21 protein-coding genes and 1 pseudogene are annotated in these 17,999 nt (G+C 59.1%); 19 read left to right on the forward strand and 3 right to left on the reverse strand.

Features of this window, described 5'->3' with window-relative positions; translation table 11 throughout:
* Window positions 1-2: 2 nt before the first annotated feature.
* Window positions 3-407, reverse strand: coding sequence for a helix-turn-helix domain-containing protein (locus B7O88_RS16265; protein ID WP_088277646.1), 405 nt, complete (start codon window positions 405-407; stop codon window positions 3-5).
* A gap of 97 nt (window positions 408-504) precedes the next feature.
* On the opposite strand from B7O88_RS16265, the gene B7O88_RS16270 reads away from it, so the two are divergent.
* The 15 genes from B7O88_RS16270 (at window position 505) to B7O88_RS16340 (ending at window position 10,224) form a co-directional block, all read left to right on the forward strand.
* A complete protein-coding gene (locus B7O88_RS16270) occupies window positions 505-717 on the forward strand; it encodes a DNA-binding protein (protein WP_200818478.1) in 213 nt (70 codons plus the stop codon).
* 10 nt (window positions 718-727) lie between these two features.
* Window positions 728-1,297, forward strand: coding sequence for a hypothetical protein (locus B7O88_RS17850; protein WP_140418595.1), 570 nt, complete (start codon window positions 728-730; stop codon window positions 1,295-1,297).
* A gap of 100 nt (window positions 1,298-1,397) precedes the next feature.
* Window positions 1,398-1,883, forward strand: coding sequence for a hypothetical protein (locus B7O88_RS16280; RefSeq protein ID WP_088277589.1), 486 nt, complete (start codon window positions 1,398-1,400; stop codon window positions 1,881-1,883).
* Window positions 1,876-2,190, forward strand: a complete 315-nt coding sequence (locus tag B7O88_RS16285; protein WP_088277591.1) for a helix-turn-helix domain-containing protein — start codon at window positions 1,876-1,878, stop codon at window positions 2,188-2,190. Before B7O88_RS16280 ends, B7O88_RS16285 begins: the two co-directional genes overlap by 8 nt.
* Before the next feature lie 9 nt (window positions 2,191-2,199).
* Window positions 2,200-3,174, forward strand: coding sequence for a hypothetical protein (locus B7O88_RS16290; RefSeq protein ID WP_088277593.1), 975 nt, complete (start codon window positions 2,200-2,202; stop codon window positions 3,172-3,174).
* Window positions 3,175-3,188: 14 nt separating this feature from the next.
* Window positions 3,189-4,955, forward strand: a complete 1,767-nt coding sequence (locus B7O88_RS16295; RefSeq protein WP_235005821.1) for a DDE-type integrase/transposase/recombinase — start codon at window positions 3,189-3,191, stop codon at window positions 4,953-4,955.
* A complete protein-coding gene (locus B7O88_RS16300; RefSeq protein ID WP_088277597.1) occupies window positions 4,949-6,139 on the forward strand; it encodes an ExeA family protein in 1,191 nt (396 codons plus the stop codon). Before B7O88_RS16295 ends, B7O88_RS16300 begins: the two co-directional genes overlap by 7 nt.
* A gap of 1 nt (window position 6,140) precedes the next feature.
* Entirely contained in the window at window positions 6,141-6,470 is a 330-nt protein-coding gene (locus tag B7O88_RS16305; protein WP_088277599.1) for a hypothetical protein, read from the forward strand.
* On the forward strand, window positions 6,470-6,916 hold the full coding sequence (locus B7O88_RS16310; RefSeq protein WP_088277601.1) for a hypothetical protein: 447 nt from the start codon (window positions 6,470-6,472) through the stop codon (window positions 6,914-6,916). Before B7O88_RS16305 ends, B7O88_RS16310 begins: the two co-directional genes overlap by 1 nt.
* A complete protein-coding gene (locus B7O88_RS16315) occupies window positions 6,900-7,514 on the forward strand; it encodes a DUF3164 family protein (RefSeq protein WP_088277604.1) in 615 nt (204 codons plus the stop codon). Before B7O88_RS16310 ends, B7O88_RS16315 begins: the two co-directional genes overlap by 17 nt.
* 1 nt (window position 7,515) lies before the next feature.
* The gene (locus B7O88_RS16320) at window positions 7,516-8,229 is read left to right on the forward strand and encodes a DUF2786 domain-containing protein (RefSeq protein ID WP_088277606.1); all 714 of its coding nucleotides are present in this window, start codon (window positions 7,516-7,518) and stop codon (window positions 8,227-8,229) included.
* Window positions 8,226-8,819, forward strand: coding sequence for a gp16 family protein (locus tag B7O88_RS16325; protein ID WP_088277608.1), 594 nt, complete (start codon window positions 8,226-8,228; stop codon window positions 8,817-8,819). Before B7O88_RS16320 ends, B7O88_RS16325 begins: the two co-directional genes overlap by 4 nt.
* A 169-nt stretch (window positions 8,820-8,988) precedes the next feature.
* Entirely contained in the window at window positions 8,989-9,486 is a 498-nt protein-coding gene (locus tag B7O88_RS16330) for a hypothetical protein (protein WP_235005820.1), read from the forward strand.
* Entirely contained in the window at window positions 9,483-9,854 is a 372-nt protein-coding gene (locus tag B7O88_RS16335; protein WP_235005819.1) for a Mor transcription activator family protein, read from the forward strand. The genes B7O88_RS16330 and B7O88_RS16335 overlap by 4 nt, the downstream gene beginning before the upstream one ends.
* 37 nt (window positions 9,855-9,891) lie before the next feature.
* Complete coding sequence (locus B7O88_RS16340) at window positions 9,892-10,224, forward strand: hypothetical protein (protein ID WP_088277612.1); 333 nt, start codon at window positions 9,892-9,894, stop codon at window positions 10,222-10,224.
* Window positions 10,225-11,003: 779 nt separating this feature from the next.
* On the opposite strand, the gene B7O88_RS18085 is transcribed toward B7O88_RS16340, so the two are convergent.
* Window positions 11,004-11,507: an RNA-guided endonuclease InsQ/TnpB family protein gene (locus B7O88_RS18085; protein ID WP_200818477.1), complete on the reverse strand. Its 504-nt coding sequence runs from the start codon at window positions 11,505-11,507 to the stop codon at window positions 11,004-11,006.
* An 84-nt stretch (window positions 11,508-11,591) separates the two neighbouring features.
* On the opposite strand from B7O88_RS18085, the pseudogene B7O88_RS16350 reads away from it, so the two are divergent.
* The 4 genes and pseudogenes from B7O88_RS16350 to B7O88_RS16365 all read left to right on the forward strand — a co-directional run.
* A pseudogene (locus tag B7O88_RS16350) lies at window positions 11,592-12,188 on the forward strand (class II glutamine amidotransferase); the annotation flags it as partial.
* A gap of 93 nt (window positions 12,189-12,281) precedes the next feature.
* The gene (locus tag B7O88_RS16355; RefSeq protein ID WP_412779080.1) at window positions 12,282-13,607 is read left to right on the forward strand and encodes a nucleotide sugar dehydrogenase; all 1,326 of its coding nucleotides are present in this window, start codon (window positions 12,282-12,284) and stop codon (window positions 13,605-13,607) included.
* Between the two features lie 94 nt (window positions 13,608-13,701).
* On the forward strand, window positions 13,702-15,642 hold the full coding sequence (locus tag B7O88_RS16360) for an acyltransferase family protein (protein ID WP_160003206.1): 1,941 nt from the start codon (window positions 13,702-13,704) through the stop codon (window positions 15,640-15,642).
* A gap of 115 nt (window positions 15,643-15,757) precedes the next feature.
* Complete coding sequence (locus B7O88_RS16365; RefSeq protein WP_088277618.1) at window positions 15,758-16,840, forward strand: glycosyltransferase family 4 protein; 1,083 nt, start codon at window positions 15,758-15,760, stop codon at window positions 16,838-16,840.
* A 60-nt stretch (window positions 16,841-16,900) separates the two neighbouring features.
* On the opposite strand, the gene B7O88_RS16370 is transcribed toward B7O88_RS16365, so the two are convergent.
* The gene (locus tag B7O88_RS16370) at window positions 16,901-17,998 is read right to left on the reverse strand and encodes a glycosyltransferase (protein ID WP_140418596.1); all 1,098 of its coding nucleotides are present in this window, start codon (window positions 17,996-17,998) and stop codon (window positions 16,901-16,903) included.
* Window position 17,999 lies beyond the last annotated feature (1 nt).

Raw genomic sequence — 17,999 nt, forward strand, 5'->3', positions numbered from 1 at the left:
TACTACTCCTTACCATGCAAATCCCTGCCCGCCGCGCGGTTGTTGTTGCCTTGAACCACCACGCCACCGCTTGCCCTTGCGGGCTTCTTTGCTTTCCCACCTGTCAGCAGATCCGCGAGCAATGCCTTTCGCTTCGTTACTGGCATCCCCCGGTAGGAATCGAGCAGTAGCTGTTCCTCAGCACTTAGCGATTGGGCCGCCGAGTCTGATCGGCGCTCACCAGTAACGACAAACAACACATCCACGCCTTCCTTTGCCCACGCATTCAGCGCTAGCGCGTTCGGCGCCGCCACGCCTTTCTCCCAGTTGATCTGGGCGTGCTTAGACGCGCTGGCCAGCTCGGCAAAGCTGGTCTGGCTGTAACCCAGGCGCTCGCGTTCAGAGCGAAGTCGCTCGCCAATGTCCATAAATATCAACCTTAGCAGCTTGACAGGTAGATAATTATCTACCAACATAACCACAACAAACGCCAAACATCATTCAGCAACCAACGGAGCCACTGCCATGGCAAACCAGAAGGTACTGACCCCGGAACAGGTCAAACAGCGCTTCAAGCAGCGCGGCATCACTGTCACCAAATGGGCCGAAGAGCACGGTTTCAAGCGCAATGCGGTTTACCGCGTGCTAAACGGCTTTGATAAAGCTCACTACGGCCAAGCGCATGACATTGCCGTCGCTTTGGGCCTCAAGTCCTCCGACACATCTGTCGCTGCCTGAGGCCACCGCCATGACCCTCAAGCTGCAACCCGCATTTGGCCCGGCCGAACCGATCGACGCCTACAGCCGCCTGCTGGACGTTGTTATCGCCAGCTCGCCTGTCTCGCAGGCCGGTACTCTCAATGCCCTGCATGACGCCATTACCCGCTACCAGCACAACGGCGCCATTCAGCGCATTACTACCGGCGAGCGCCAACTGGTAAACCAGCTACAGATACTAGCCGTGGGCGAGCTGCTGACCGCCGGGCCGGATGCCCAAGACGATGAAGCCCGCAATGCTTATGGCTTTACTCATCGCGACCGGTCCTTTGGTACAGCTCTTGCGCTCGCCGAGACTCACGTGCCTCGGCCAGCTGGTCAGCCAGATACCTCATCAGCTGCTGAGCGTGATGCTCAAAGGGTTGATCAGGCCAGCGAGCATTCAGAAGAGCAGATTGCATCTTCTCAGGCTCAAGCTGCCGCTGGATCTCAATCTGCGCTGCCAGGTACAGCCAAGCCTTTGCCATACCAGCCATCTGCCCTTCAAGCATCAGAAGGCGGTCGTGTTGGTCAGCCATCGGGTAAGCCCTCATGCAAGTGAATGTACATCAAAAGGCTATCCCCGTTGAAACGCTTTTGCCCATAGGCAAAAACGGTATTTGTTTGGAGCAGCCGCGCAGCAGACGCTTCGGGGGTTTCCAATGATCCGCCGAAATTGGAAAACCGCCCGGCCCACCTCGCTGCTGCATGCGATGGAGCTGTGCAAGCAGTTCGCCCTGGTTAAGCACAACATGAGCGAACAGCGCATTGCTGAGCGCATGGGGTTGCCGAACCACTGGGCACTCTACAAGTGGCTCGCCAACGGGCGCATGCCGGCGGTGATGATTCCAGTCTATGAGGCGGCCTGCGGCTGCCACTACGTGACCCAGTGGCTGGCGGCAAGCGCCGGCAAGCTGGCGATCGATATGCCGACGGGCAAATCCTGCGACGCCACTGAAATCCATGAGCTGCAAGTGCTGCTGCATGCCACCACCGGCGCGTTACTGGCCTTTCATGCCGGCCAGCAGGATTCCGACCACACCCTGGCCACCATCCAGTGCGCGATGGAAAGCCTGGGCTGGCACCACGGCAACGTGGCCCAACACAAGACCCCTCAACTCGACCTGGGAGACCACGACCATGAGTAAGGAATTTTCCCGCACCAGCGAGAGCGGTGCCCGCTGCCTGCGCGTGATGAAGGTGCTGCGCGGCCACTCCCTCAGCGGGCTGAGCAACAGCGACATTGCCAAGGCGCTGAACATCCCGCCGAGCGCGGTCACCCGCTGCATGAATACCCTGATCGCCGAGGGCTTTGCCACCAAGCTGGACACCGGTCGCTTTGCGCTGAGCACGGCCACGCTGCAGATCGCCCAGGCACACGCGGATGAAATGACCCGCGCCACGAACCGCATCCACGAACTCAACCAGCGCGTTGCCGCTGGCAGCCTCTACTAAGGAACGACCATGGCCCGTACAAAAACCACGACCACCGAGCCCGTTGATGTTGCGCCGCTGAATGAGCAAACGCTGAACCAGTTGCAGAACACCGGCAGCGCCCTGATTGCCGAGCACAGCGAAGAACGCGATCTGGTCAACCAGCTGTTGGGGCAAGTGCAAATGGCCAACTCATTTGCCCGTTTTGCCGACGTCGTCAGTTTGACCAAGCTCAAGCACATCAAGGAAACCAAGATGTACCGGGCGTTAGCGGGCAAAAAGGGTGTGGACCCTCACGGAAACGAAATTGCCGACGTCGGCACTTTTGATGGGTTTTGCCAGGCACTCGGCCTGTCTCGCTCGAAGGTTGATGAAGATCTGGCAAACCTGAACGCATTTGGCGAGCAAGCGCTCAACCAGCTTTCAGCGCTGGGGGTTGGCTACCGCGAGCTGCGCCAGTTCCGCAAGCTGCCCGATGACTCCCGCTCTGCTCTGATCGAGGCCGCCAAGACTGGTAACCACGAGGCGGTGGAATTTCTGGCCGAGGAGCTGATTGCCAAGCACCAGACTGAAAAGGAACAGCTGACCAAGGAGCGCGATGACGTCCGCCAAAACTATGAAGCGCAGGGGGCACGGTTGGCTGATCAGTCTCGCGAACTGGAGGACGCCAAGGTCGAGCTGGAGAAGGTCAAGCGCCGCATCCAAACCATGCCCCCAGCGGAGGGGTTAAAGGAGATGCGCATGGAGGTGAGTGGCATGGCTATTGAGGCTGAAAGCCTGCTCACCAACAAGCTGCGCGTGGCCTTTGAAACCATGGTGAACGCCGGCGCGGAAGCCGGCCAGGACCAGCGCGCCTATCTGGCCAACCTGCTGCGTCAGATCGAACTGAACATTCTCGCAATCCGCGAGGACTACGACCTGCCCGACAACGACGACCCGGACGCCACCGACTGGATGGCACCGGACGCGCTTGAGCGTGCGCAAGCGGCGATCGAGGGCAACTGACCATGAGCGCCGTTATGACCGAACGCCTGGTTGCTGTGGCGCAAGCCATTCGCGCCGCTGGCCATGGCGGCAAACAGGCCATTTATGAGCAGGCGTGTGGCGAGCTGGGTATCTCCCTAGCCACGCTGCACCGCAAGCTGCGGGAACTGACAGTGAAAAAACCACGCAAGGTACGCGCTGACGCGGGCAGATCTGACCTGACCTACGATGAGGCGCTGCTGATCGTCGGGGCCGTCAAGGAGACCACCCGCGGCAACGAGAAGGTGATCTGGGCGCTGATGGACGCGGTGACCGCACTGCGCGCCAACGGCCTGGTACGCGCCGAGCGGGTGGACCCGCGCACCGGCGAGATTACTCCGCTGAGCGAGAGCGCCATTCGCCGGGCGATTCGCGGGTATGGGCTGCATATCGACCAGCTCACCGCACCTGCGCCCCATGTGGAGATGCGCAGCGAACACCCGAACCATGTTTGGCAGATCGATGCGTCGCTGTGTGTTCTCTACTACCTCAAGCCATCGGCCAAAGCGCAGGGCCTGCACATCATGGACCAGGGCGAGTTCTACAAAAACAAGCCCAAGAACCTGGCGCGCGTAATGGCTGACCGGGTGTGGTCCTACGAGATTACCGACCACGCCAGCGGCTGGATCTACGCCGAGTACGTGATGGGTGCTGAGAGCGGTGAGAATCTCTGCAGCGTGCTGATCAATGCCCTGCAGGAGCGCGGCGGGCCGGACATGCTGCACGGGGTGCCACGTATCCTTTATATGGATCCAGGCAGCGCCAACACCAGCGCCATGACCATGAACCTGTGCAAGAGCCTGGGTATTGAGGCCATCGCCCACGCACCGGGCAGTGCCCGCGCCACCGGCCAGGTGGAGAACGCGCGGAACATTATCGAGCGCAAATTCGAGGCGGGCCTGCGCTACCGCCCAGTCGCGGATCTGGCGGAGTTGAACGCCCTGGCAGCGCAGTGGCGGGCAGTGTTCAACGCGACGGGCAAGCACCGCCGACATGGCATGACGCGCACCTCAGCCTGGATGCGCATTACTGAGCAGCAACTGATTAAGGCCCCACCGGTTGAGGTGTGCCGCGAGCTGGCCATTGCCGAGCCGGTGGAGCGCAAGGTCAAGCCGAGCATGCGCATCTCGTTCCAGGGCGCTGAGTACTCGGTAAAGGATGTGCCCGGTGTGATGGTGCACGAGAAGGTGCTGGTCACCCGTAACCCATGGCGCAGCGATGCGGCCCAGGTGGTGGGCACCAACGCCGCAGGGCACCAGGTGATCTATGTAATCCCGCGCATCGAGAAGGACGAATACGGCTTCTCCGAAGGCGAACACAGTGTCACGTTTGGCGAGTTTGCCAGCCATGCCGACACCTCGGCGCAGAGAGCCAACAAGGCAATCGAGCAGCTGATGACCGGCACTACCTCTGCTGATGAGGCGGCCGCCAGGCGCAAAGCCAAGGCGCTGCCGTTGGACGGCAAGCTGGACCCCTACAAGCCGCTGGCCGACGCCAACCTGCCGACCCACCTGCCGCGCCGCGGCACCGAACACAAGCTTGCTGGCCCTATGGTGGAGCTACCACCGCTGAGCCACGTTGCCGCTGCCAAGCGGCTCAAAGCCATGCTGGGCGAAAAATGGAACGCCGAGGCCATGGCAACCCTGAAGGAAACATACAAGGACGGCGTTCCAGAGCCCGCGCTGGAGGCTTTCGCCGAGCTAATCCGCAACCCAAAACCACAGCGTCCGGGCCTCCGGCTGGTGGGAGGTGATGCATGTTGAAACTGAAATCAACGCTGGAAGAGATCGAGCAAAAGCAGGCTGATTTGGCGCGCTCGCTGCAATTGAGCCCGGCCACTATCGCCCAGCTGATCAACCACGGCCAGTGGCCAAAAAGCCTTGACCGGACTGAGCTGGAGCAGCGCATCCGTGACTGGCTGCTGAGTAACGGCGCCGCCAATGACGCCATTGGCGACGTGTTTGAAGAAATACAGGTGGACCAACCGTGCGCTAACACGGCCGATCCGCAACCCCCAGAAGAGTCCGACCAGGAAAACAACCAGGAGTCAGAACCGATGTTAAAACGCAAACAGACCCTAATGCCAGCCGCTCGCAAAGCCTTTGCTCTGCCGCGCGACCCATTCGACGACCTTACCTGCGCTGATGATATGTACGTGTCCCAGGACATCCGCTATGTCAGGGAGTGCATGTACCAGGTAGCGCGGCATGATGGTTTTCTGGCTGTGGTGGGCGAATCAGGCGCGGGTAAATCCACGCTGCGCCGTGAACTGGTCGCTCGCCTTGAGGCTGAAGACGCACCGGTTGTTGTGATCGAGCCCTATGTGCTGGCCATGGAAGACAATGACCAGAAGGGAAAAACGCTGAAGAGTGCCCACATCGCAGAGTCGATCATGGCGGTGGTCAACCCGACCGAGATGCCGAAGTCATCGCCAGAGGCCCGCTTCCGCCAGATGCACCGCGCGCTGCTGGCAAGCGCGGAATCCGGCATGCGTCACCTGCTCATTATTGAGGAGGCGCACAGCCTGCCAATCCCAACCCTGAAACACCTGAAGCGCCTGCGCGAACTGGAGCGCGGATTCAGCAAGCTGCTGAACATCGTCCTGATCGGCCAGCCCGAGCTGCTCACCAAGAAGCTGCACGAGCGCAACCCCGAGCTGCGGGAGGTGGTGCAGCGCATCCAGGTGGTCGAGCTGGAGCCGGTACCGCTGGCCGAGCTGGAAACCTTCCTGCGCTTCCGCTTTGGCCGGGTGGGCGTGGACCTGGAAAAGGTGATCGACGCCGAAGGCATCCGCGCGATCGGCGAGCGCCTCCAGCACAACGTCGGCAACAAGACGCTGAGCGTGCTGTACCCGCTGGCCATCGGCAACCTGATGATCGCCGCGATGAACCTGGCTGCGGACCTCGGTGAGCAGGTTGTCACCGGCCACATCGTGATGGAGGTGTGAGATGGGTGCGCTGATTCCGTTTATTGAGAAACGTCCAAGCAAGGTTTTTACCGAGCAGGTGAAAGCCTCGCTCGCCCTGGCCAACCAGGTCGGCCGAGAGCTGAAAGCGCACGGCTGCAGCGTAAAGTTCACATGCATAGATGGCGTCCAGCCACTGCTGGTGGTCGAGTGCGAGCAACCGCTACACATGATCCGCGTAGGCCGCAGCGGTATCGCACTGGTACCTACCCCCGGAAATTTCAGCCGCTGCCGCTCGTTCCTGTTGGGCTGTGAGGTCGAGTGGCTAGTTGGCGTACCGCCGGTGGCTGGGCGGATTGGGTGGGTGCATTGATGAGCAACAGCGATCAGATCCGGCAGCTGCAAACCCAAATCGACGAACTCACCGAGCGCCGCGACAGAGACGCGAAGCTGATCCGCGTCCTAAGTAACGGCCAGGCGTACTTCCTACACACCCTGACGGCCCCAGGGCTGGCAGATGTGATTCGGGAGCGGATCGAGCAGATCCGTGTGCACGGGTACTCAGCCAACCACGATGCCGATCACGCGTGTGACGAACTCGCCGCTTTCGCTGCGGTGTATGCGATGCCGGAGGCGTGTCGTGACTGGGATACCCGTTCCAGCGGATACGGAAACAACCTACTGGAGGCCCTGACGCCTGAAGACTGGACGCCGAAGTTTGGGAGCCGGCGCAGTGATCTGGTGAAAGCCGCCGCACTTCTATTGGCCGAGATTGATCGGCTGGACGCTATGGAGAAAGAGCATGACAGCACACATTGAAATCCCGGCCGGCTTCGTCAAAAACGCCGCAGGCCATTTGGTACCCGAGCACCAGGTGCGCGACCAGGACAAGCTGCGCGACAACGTGGCCCGCGATCTTGCCGCCCAGGCCGTGGCCATCAGTGAGTCGATGGCCGCGTTCAAGGCCAAAGCGCTCGCCGATATCGAAGACCTGATCAGTATTTCGCTGGAGCGCTACGGCGTTAAGCTGGGCGGCAAGAAAGGCAACGTGTCGATCACCACTTACGACGGCGAGTTCAAGATCGAGCGCGCGCTGGCCAACCGCCTCAGCTTCACCGAAGAGATCCTTGCGGCCAAGGAGCTGATCTATACCTGCATCCGTAAATGGAGCGCTGGTGCTGATCGCCACCTGATGGCCCTGGTCGACCGCGCGTTCACCGGCCGTAATGGCGAGATCCGCACCAATGACGTGCTCGACCTGATGCGCCTGGAAATCGACGACGAAGACTGGAAGACCGCAATGGACGCCCTGCGGGATTCCATCCAGGTGAATGGCAAAGCGGTCTACATCCGCGTTTACCGCCGCATCGGCGACGACCGCTATGAACAGATCAACCTGAACTTGGCGGGGGCTTGATATGGACCAGGACCGCGCACTGGAGAAGATCAAGAAGTGCCTGGAAATGGCGAAGCGCAAAAACGCCAATGCCAATGAGGCCGAGATCGCACTGCGCCAGGCTCACAAGATGATGGAGGCCTACAACGTCGAGATGGGCGACGTGCTGGCGAGCATGGCCTGTGAAGTGACGATTGAAGCTGGCTCTGAAGGCCAGCCGCCGCCCTGGCGGGTTGAGCTGGCATACGTCTGCGCGCATGCGTTTGGCACCCGGATGATCATCACAATGGTTCGGGCAGACGTATTCAGCTATGTCGGGGGCTTCATTTTCGTCGGCTGTGGGGCCGCTCCAGAGTTAACGGGATACGCCTACCAGGTACTTGAACGTCAGTTGCAGAAAGCTCGCCGCGAGTATCTCGCCCTGCCAAACAACAAGCGCTGCAAGCGCTCGACCAAGGTTTCCCGTGGGGATCAGTTTGCTACAGGCTGGATCAGGGCGGTGTACCACAAGGTCGACGAATTCGCTGGCGTTGATGACAACATCGCTGACGCAATCCAGGCCTACATGGATAAGCATCACCCAGACCTTGGTACCCACAAGATGAAGCGGCGCAAGCAAAAAGGACGCGACGTGGGAGCGGGCGATGCTGGCTATCAGGCAGGCAAGACCGCCCAGTTGCACACGGCAGTTGGCGCGTCGGCTAAGCCTCTGGCTATCGGAGGGCCTAGCGCATGATCAGCCGTGCCAACACCGCCAAGATCCACATCGCCCGTCAGCAACTGAACTTGGACGACACCGCATACCGCGCGCTGCTCGCCCGCGTCGCTGGCGTCCGATCGTCAACGGAGCTGGGGCCGCGGCAAGTCGGCGCTGTACTGCGCGAGTTCGAGCGCCTCGGCTTCAAGCCCAGGCTCAGCAGCAAGGCAAAGGGCAAGCCGCACAACTTCAAGAAACTGGACACCGAGATCACCAAGATCGAGGCGCTGCTGGCCGATATGAAGCTGCCCTGGACATACGCGGATGCGATCGCCAAGCGCATGTTCGGCATCGAGCGCTGTGCCTGGCTGAAGAAGCCCCATCACTACAAGGCGCTGATCGCGGCCCTGCACGTCGAGCAGCAAAAGCAGCACCTCAAGGCCGAGTTGGATGGCCTGCTGGACGAGCTGGGCTACCAGGGTGCAGAGCGGACAGCGGTATTGGAAGACATGCCGCACGGCTGGGAGCGCAAGGTTCCAATGCTGGAAGCAGTGATCACTGCTTTACGTAAGGAACGGCGCGAGAAGGAGTCCTGGGCCGACATCGATAAAGATGTGGGAGATCTTTGATGACGCTCATCGCTACGCTGTACTTCCTTAAGTGGGCTGGTATCACCGGCGTCGGAAGCGCCATTGTGCTCGGCGTACTGGATGGTTTGCGGGACGCGGGGATATGGGGGCGATCCTCATGCAACTGACCTGCCCATGCTGCGGTGAGCAGTTCCCGCTTGAGGCTGGCATGGCCGACGACGAGGGAAAGCGCCTGGCGGCCCTGTTCGCAGGTATGGAGCCAAAGCTCGGAAAAGCAGTACTCCAATACCTGCGGCTCTTCAGCCCGGCCAAGCGATCGCTGCGCACCAGCAAGGCCATTCGCCTGGTCGAGGATCTGTTGGCCCTAGTGACGCCGGGCACCGTCACCCGGGATGCCCGCACCACTGATACACGTCGCGCAACACCAACCCTGTGGGCCATGGGCATCGAGCAGATGCTCAGCGCTCGCGAGAAGCTGACCCTGCCGCTGGATAACCACCATTACTTGCGCGCAGTTGTGTACGGCCTCGCGGGTGATGCCCAGGCAACAGCAGCAGCGGCCGAGGCCGACCGCTCACGGCGGAGCAGCAACGGCCCAGGACGCCCGGCGGACTACTTCGAGAAGCTGGCCCGGATCAATGGTGACGAGGCATTGAAGCTGATCACCCCAGAGCAGGCCGAGAAAATGAGGAGTGAGTTGCAATGAGCAGAAGCCCGCACATGGAGCAGCAGCGCCACGAGCTGCTGTCCGACATCGCAAAACACACCGAGGTGGTGCTCAAGGATCACGGCATCGAGCAGGACGTTGCCGAGCAAGCCGGCACCGCCCTGGCCGACTGGCTGGCCACCCACTGGGGCGGCCAGATGGTCACCATCCCGAAGGACTACTTCTTCAAGTTGGCTGCTCGCGATATGAATATCTACCACCAGTTCAACGGCAACAACCATTCAGAACTGGCACGCCTTCACAAGATGAGCGTTCGCGGAATCTACAAGCTACTGGACCGCGTACATAAAAGAGAGATCGACCGTCGCCAATGCCGCCTGGACCTCGACCCAGATCAGTCGAATTAAAGTAGACTCCAGATCAACTGGTTGAGGGACGTTACCTATGGGCAGATCACTGTCACTTGAAAAGATTCCTAGCGAGATCCGAAACAGCTTTTTGGCACTGTGTGCTGACCAGCCGGGGCTTACCTTGAACGATCATGTGGACTGGTTTTCTGAGCAGGGTTACAAGGTCTCAAGGTCTGCGATCCATCGCTACATTACAGCCCATATCCAACCCGACTCCGAGGCTGAGTCTTGCGGGGAACTGCCAGAGCAATGGAGCATTCGCCTCCAGTGCCTGACCATCGCGGCAAGCTATGCCCAACCCCAGAATAAAGAAGAGTTGCTCGCGGCTGCGGAAGAGCTGCTGGCTTGGGTTAAGGCTTCCAAATAGCCGCTCCAATATTGAAACGCCTTTTCAATTTCCCATCCCACTAAATCCAGGCCACCCGCGCTATATCCCACATTTATCGCGCTTATGGTGGTTTTAATATCTCACTCCCTCACACCTTCTCGGCGAGCCAAAGGGGGGCCGCTTGCCCGGCCCCCCTTGGCAATCCCCCCGGGCACCCGGCTACGTGGCCCTTCGGGTTCGCTGCGTTGCTCGGTCTGGCGGGGATGGGCGAAAACTCGTCGCTTTGCTCCGCAGACACCTCGCCCATCTTTTTCCCGCCAGCCCTGCGCTACTCGCCCGCGTAAACGGGGATTGGGTCCGTGCGGGCTTCACGTTTGGTTGTCGATTCCTGCTTAGGGCCACGACACGCCGTGGCCGCCACACCAAACACCACCCACCGGCCCGACCGATAACCAAACGCCGCAACCACACGACATCGCACGCACGCAAACTGCACCAAACACGGAACCAAAACCAGTCACCTAATCTCCTGTAGGGCCACGACATGTCGTGGCCGCCACACCAAACACCACCCGCCGGCCCGACCGATAACCAGACGCCGTAACCACACCTTCAGGAACACCACCTGCCCGCCCGCAAATCACAACAAACACACGCCGCAGCCCGTGACCTAATCTCCCGTAGGGCCACGACATGTCGTGGCCGTCACACCAAACACCACCCGCCGGCCCGACCGATAACCAAACGCCGCAACCACACCCGCAGCAACACGACATCGCACGCCCGCAAACTGCACCAAACACGCAAACCAAAGCCAGTCACCCAATCTCCTGTAGGGCCACGACATGTCGTGGCCGCCACACCACATAGCCTGCCCCCGCACACAATCCAACAACCCACACAAAACAACGACTTCCAGCTTCTAGCCTCAAGCTTCTAGCTTTCACCGCCCCCCTTCCCAGTGCTACCATCAAACTCCAACCCCGAAACACGGCCAGGAGCCCGCGTTTCTTGAAGGTCGGGAATGAAGCCCTCTTCTCGAAAAAATTCTTGTAGGCGCGGTCGAGGTGCTTGAGCGCGTGCTGCAATGGATGAACAGGGGCATCTTTCAGCCACGGGGTTTGATCTCCGTTGCGCCAGGCGGTCAAAAGCTTGGCCATCGGCACGTACTGAATGTAGTTCCCGCCAGCCTCATGATTCTCCTTTTGGATTGCCAAAGCTTTGTTAAAAACGAAGCGCGTCATGCCGGCGAATTGCTGCAGCTTGCGCCGCTGCTCGCCGGTTGGCTCGATTCGGAACTTGTATGCCTGGCGTCTGATCATGATTTAACTGTATATACAACCAGCATTTAAAACAAGGCCGGTTACACCGGCCCCGCTATCCTTCCCCTACCTGAAGGAAGGGGTTTGTCGCGATTTTTGATCAAATCCGAGAACGTCATCTGCCATATCCGCCAGGCCAATGTCGGCGGCGTCAGCCTGGCCAACACCCACCCGTTCACCCGCGAGCTATGGGGCCAATACTGGGCCTTTGCCCACAACGGCCAGTTGACCGACTTCACCCCGTCAACCGGGCCCTACACCGCCGTTGGCGATACCGACAGCGAACGCCTCTTCTGTCACCTGCTAAACACCCTGGCAAGCCGCCACACCGCACCGCCTGCGCTCGAAGACCTGACCCACACACTCAGCGACTGCTGCGCCCCACTGCTCAAGCTTGGCGTCTGCAACCTGATGCTCAGCAATGGCGACTGGCTGTTCACCCTGTGCACCAGCAAACTCCACTGGATCACCCGCCGCGCACCGTTCGGCCCGGCACAGCTAAGCGACCTGGAACTGGAAGTCGACTTCAAACAGCACACCACCGCCAACGACGTCGTGACCGTCATTGCCACCGAACCGCTGACCAGTAACGAACACTGGCAGGCCTATGAGCCAGGGGAATGGATGTTGTGGCGCAATGGCGAGATCGTCCACAAAGGCATGCTGCCAACCGGGCAGTGATCGGAAGCACAGCCCCCATAGATCCGCCTTGCCCGGGCCCCGGGCTTTTGCAATCATCGCCAACTGATACTCACGACAGGGAAAGCCCACCGAATGCCCACCTCGCCCCAAACCAGCAGCGCCATGGCCAGCCTGCGCAGCCGCATCCAGTCAGGCCAGTGCGTGATTGGCATCTACGGGCTGGGCTACGTCGGCCTGCCACTGGCGCTGCGCTTTGCCGAGGTCGGCATCCGGGTCATCGGCTTTGATATCGACCCAGCCAAGGTCGCCAGTCTCAACAGCGGTCAAAGCTATATCGAGCGCATAACGGCCAGCGAAATCCAGCGAGCCAGAGCCGCCGGATTCACCGCCACCAACGACTTTGCCCTCACCCGCGAGGTCGACGCCCAGATCATCTGCGTCCCGACCCCGCTGGACAGCCACCATCAGCCCGACCTCAGCTACGTCACCAATACCGTCGACGCCATACTGCCCTACTTCAGGGCGGGACAACTGATGAGCCTGGAGAGCACAACCTGGCCGGGCACCACCGACGAACTGCTCGCGCCCCGGCTCACTGAGCGCGGTTTTACCCCCGGGCTGGACTGCGCGCTGGTCTACTCCCCCGAACGTGAAGACCCGGGCAACGCGCACTTCACCACCGCGCAGATTCCCAAGGTTATCGGCGGCATGACGCCACAATGCCTTGAACTCGGCACCGCCCTCTACGAAAAAGCCATCGAGCGCCTCGTGCCCGTCAGCACCACCCGCGCCGCCGAAATGACCAAGCTGCTGGAAAACATCCACCGCGCGGTCAATATTGGCCTGGTCAATGAAATGAAAATCGTCGCCGACCGCATGGGCATCGACATCCACGAAGTCATCAAGGCCGCCGCCACCAAACCGTTCGGCTTCGTGCCCTACACACCGGGCCCGGGCCTCGGCGGACACTGCATCCCGATTGACCCGTTCTACCTGACCTGGAAGGCCAGGGAATACGGCGTCAACACCCGGTTTATCGAGCTGGCAGGCGAGATCAACCACTACATGCCGCACTGGGTCGTGCAGAAAGTCGCCGACGCCCTCAACAGCAAAAGCAAAGCCATCAACGGCAGCCGCATCCTGGTGTTGGGCCTCGCCTACAAAAAGAATATCGACGACACCCGGGAATCCCCCGCAGTGGAAATCATGTCACTGCTGCAGGACAAAGGCGCCATAGTCGCCTACGCAGACCCGCACGTACCCAGCTTCCCGCAGAAACGGGGTTACCATTTCGACCTGCAGTCCGTCACCCTGACCGCCGAGACCATCGCCGCCTACGACTGCCTCGTCCTCGCCACCGACCACGATGCCTTCGACTACAACGCCCTGCAACAACACGCCGGCCTGATAGTCGACACCCGCGGCCGCCTGCAGGGGGAGAATGTGGTTAATGCGTGAGAGTAAGCGGTAGACACCAATGGCAACATGAACCTATTGGCCTTACCTTCCACGCAAAATTGAAGCGCAGCCAACTAACCTGCAAGGACGTACCTTGAGTCAGCACATCAAGCAACTGCCGTATAACCCAAGCATTCAGGGCCTCAGAGCTGTAGCCATCCTTCTGGTTCTGGCTGCACACGCCGGAGTGCCCTTTCTTTACGGCGGGTTTATCGGAGTAGACGTCTTTTTTGTTATCTCCGGCTATCTGATAACGGGCCTGCTGATCACCGAAATTGAGAGGGAAGGAGAGCTATCACTATCACGCTTTTATGCCCGCCGACTAAAACGGCTGATGCCCGCATTGATGCTCATGCTGATCGTCTCGGCAGCGGCAATATTTGCCTTAACGCCCGTCGCCGAACACCCCGCCCAAGCATCGGCCGCAGCAAGCGCCGCAGCCTGGGTCAGTAATTTTTACTTCATTTTTGCCGAACAGAACTATTTCGAGAGTACTTCTCTGGCGAATGCCTTTCTCCACACCTGGTCGCTCGGGGTGGAAGAGCAGTTCTATCTGCTTTGGCCCCTGATAGTCATCCTGATCTGCACCCTTGCGAGCAAGTACCGCCTGCCGTTACTGCTGGCCATAAGCCTGCTAAGCCTGGCCTTATGCATGTGGCTTGCCCACAGCAACCCGGTCCAAGCTTTCTATCTAATGCCTGCACGCATCTGGCAATTTGGTTTCGGCGCAATCACTTGGCTGCTGGCAAGACGGTCAGCACCGCCCTCGTCCGTCGCCACTACGATACAGCTTGTCATAGGGCTTGCCGCCATTCTCGTCAGTGCAGTGTTAATCGGCGAAAGCACACGCTATCCAGACTGGATCAGCCTTGTTCCAACCCTGGCAACATCGCTCTGCCTGCTTGCGGTATCACCCGGCGCCAGCTGCACGGCCACAACGCCATTAGCTCGCGGCCCACTAAAATACATTGGCGATATATCGTATTCACTCTACCTGTGGCATTGGCCTGTGCTCGTCGTCGGCCAGCACCTGATGACAGAGAAGACAGCCTACTCCCAGGCAGCACTGGTACTGACCGCATTCCTTCTTGCACACCTATCGTACCGATTGGTTGAGAACCCCATTCGGCAATACCAAAACGCAAGAGTCAGCCCCAAATGGCAAATCGTCGCCAGCCTTGTTGTTATCGTGCTGATCAATGTGCAGCTCATAAAGTGGCACAACAGCGCCACAGACCAAATCGCCGCCGAGGCCCCATCTGTTCTTGCCTTAGCCCGTTCAGACGCTCCAGAAATCTATCGCTATGGCTGCGATGACTGGTATGCATCCGCACAGGTAAAAACCTGCCACTTTGGCTCAAAGGAAGCCCCCAAGGTTGCTGTAGTTTGGGGGGACAGTATCGGGCTACAGTGGTTTCCTGCAATCAAGCAGGCACTTGACCTGGACAGCGGCGAATGGCGACTGGAAGTGATCACAAAATCCTCATGCCCAATAGTGGATCAGCCCATTTTTTACCAACGCATTGGGCGTATTTACACTGAGTGCAGCGAATGGAAGAAAGGTGCCGCTGCATACCTGAGTAAACTACAACCAGATCTAATTTTAATCGGCTCTGCGGGCAGCTATGATCTGACCACCGAACAGTGGGCAGAGGGAACCATACGGATTATTGAGGGCCAGCTCTCGTCGGCGAAGCAAATAGCAATAATCGCTCCAACTTACGGTCTTGCCTTCAACGGTATCACCTGCCTTGAGGAACACGGAGGCCTAGAACAAGTCCGGACGTTACCGCAAGATACTTGCACCTCGCCTGCCGATAACCCGCAAAGAGCAACTGCGATGACAGGATTAAAACTGGCCGTGGACTCACTACCCGGCGCAACCTTGATAGACCTGAACGACGCAGTATGCCCCGGCAAACGATGCGCAGCTCTACTAGATGGAGCCATTGTATTTAGAGACAACCAGCACCTCACCGCCAGTTTTGCGGCAAGTTTGGCGAACAATATGAGAGTCGCACTGGGCATGCCATAGCGCCAGACATATAACCCTATCGGTACAACACAAATACAGAGCGAAGGCACACTTGGATACTCCACGACGCCGCATACTCATCATCACCCGCAACCTCCCACCTCTGGTGGGCGGCATGGAGCGGCTGAACTGGCACATGGCGGATGAGCTGTCCAAATACGCGGATGTGAGAGTAATTGGGCCGAGCGGCTCGGCCGCTCAAAAGCCCGATAACGTACACATTGCCGAAGCGCCGCTTAAACCCTTACCGCTGTTTCTGATAGTCGCGTTTGTCAAAGGCCTTTGGACTGTCCTGCGCTGGCGGCCAGATACCATTCTTGCCGGCAGTGGGCTAACCGCGCCAATAGCATGGATCCTTGGCAAGCTCGCCGGAGCCAAGTCTGCCGCTTACCTGCACGGCTTCGACATCACCGTGGCCCATGCTATCTATCGAAGACTGTGGCGACCGACCTTCAAGCGGCTGGATCATGTCATCGTCAACAGCACCCCCACAAAGCAGCTAGCGCTGGACGCAGGCGTGAACGAGGCACAACTGAGTATCGTGTTCCCGGGCGTCAGCCTTCCTCAAGCCCCGCAGCCCACCGAACGCATCGCCGAGTTCAGGGAAAAGCACAGCCTGACGGGAAAGAAAATCCTGCTCTCGGTTGGCCGCCTTACTACCAGAAAAGGTCTGCGCGAATTTGTTGAACTGAGCCTGCCTGCAGTTGTAAACGCAGAACCTGATGCAATGCTTGTGGTGGTCGGAGAAGCGCCCAGAAACTCACTCGGCGCAGGCATTCAGACCGTCGAAAGCATTCAGGCGGCTGCAGCAAAGGCTGGTGTCGGTGCAAACATCCTTTTCCTGGGCGTCATCACCGACCCAACTGAACTGGCCACGGCCTATGAAGCAGCTGACGTGCATGTGTTCCCGGTGCGCCACATTCCGGATGACCCTGAGGGCTTTGGGATGGTCGCGATTGAGGCTGCTGCGCATGGGTTGCCGACGGCCGCGTTCGCTACGGGAGGGATCACTGATGCGGTGCAGCCCGGAGAGTCTGGTCTTTTAGCCGAGAGCTTATGTTATGACGAATTAACACAACACACCGTGCAGCTTTTGCAGCAGGACCAGCACCGCCAAGCGATTGTCGACTTTGCAGCCGGTTTTGCCTGGGGACATTTCGGGGCGGGCGTCCACAGGTCATTAAAAACCGACAGGTAGGGGAACAAACACTCCTGTCCTTGAACGAGGCCTGAGCCTGAATTAGTCAATGGACCCTGGCTACACCACTTGCGAAATCAGTTGATCAATGCGTTTCACAAGGTCAGGCCATTCATCAACTGCGACAGGAACATGATGCGCCCTCGCTAATTGGGACGTCACAGCCAAACGCAGGCTATCCGCGTCCCCCGGAGTAAAGAGAAGCTGGGGAAAGGCCTGCAGCGTCTCGGCAATCGCGCCCACTCTGGCCGCAACCACAGGCAAACCACACCCCACCATTTCAAACAACTTTTGGGGAAAGCAATAGCGTCCGAACTCTGAGTCATGCGCAGGGATGATCCCAAGATCTAAAGCCCTGAACAACTCCGCAACCTGATGCTCTGCGAGTTCGCCAAGATAAATCACTCGCGCGCTCGATGGGACCGGTAGCTCAGGATCGACTTTCCCTGCAAGCACCAAATATAAATCATCAGCAACGGACTCCAAGGCGGGCCAAGCTGCATACACCGTATCGAGCCCCTTCATGGCTGAAAGGTTGCCCGCGGTCCCGATCAGGTGAGCCTCCAAAGGCAATCCAAGCGCATTTCGCGCCTTCAGACGGTCTCCCTCACAAAAAACAGACCTCGATATACCGTTGTTCAGGACCACCACAGGGGCCTTGGGTGCAAAATCCCTCACAACCTTTTCTTTCAACGGCCCACTGACGGCGATTACACCACGTGCGTCTCTGATACTTAGTCTCAAGGCGTGGCGAAACCCGGGAATACGTGCCTGACCAAAGCTCTGGTAATTATCATAAAGATCAACGATATACGGCACTCTTTCACGACGGGCAAGCAGTCGCGACAACCATAGGCAGGGGATATCCGATGAGCCAACCACAACATCCGGCGCAAGACCTTTCAGCTGCTTATTTATAGCCCGAAACCTCATACGCAATACATCGCGCAAGGACACAACGAGCCACCGCACGCCATTCCCGCCCAACTGCTGACCAGCGCTCGCCACAGGGTCCTTGCCACGATAATCAAGACAGAGAACTGTTACCTGATGTCCTAGCGCTGAAAGCTGTCTGGGGATCTCGTACAAGCGACCGAATTGGTCACGAATAACGTCCTTCGCGGTGTAATAACGCTTGCAAACGAACAGAATATTCACG

Origin of the sequence: Halopseudomonas aestusnigri, assembly GCF_002197985.1 — a bacterium.
GTDB lineage: Bacteria > Pseudomonadota > Gammaproteobacteria > Pseudomonadales > Pseudomonadaceae > Halopseudomonas > Halopseudomonas aestusnigri.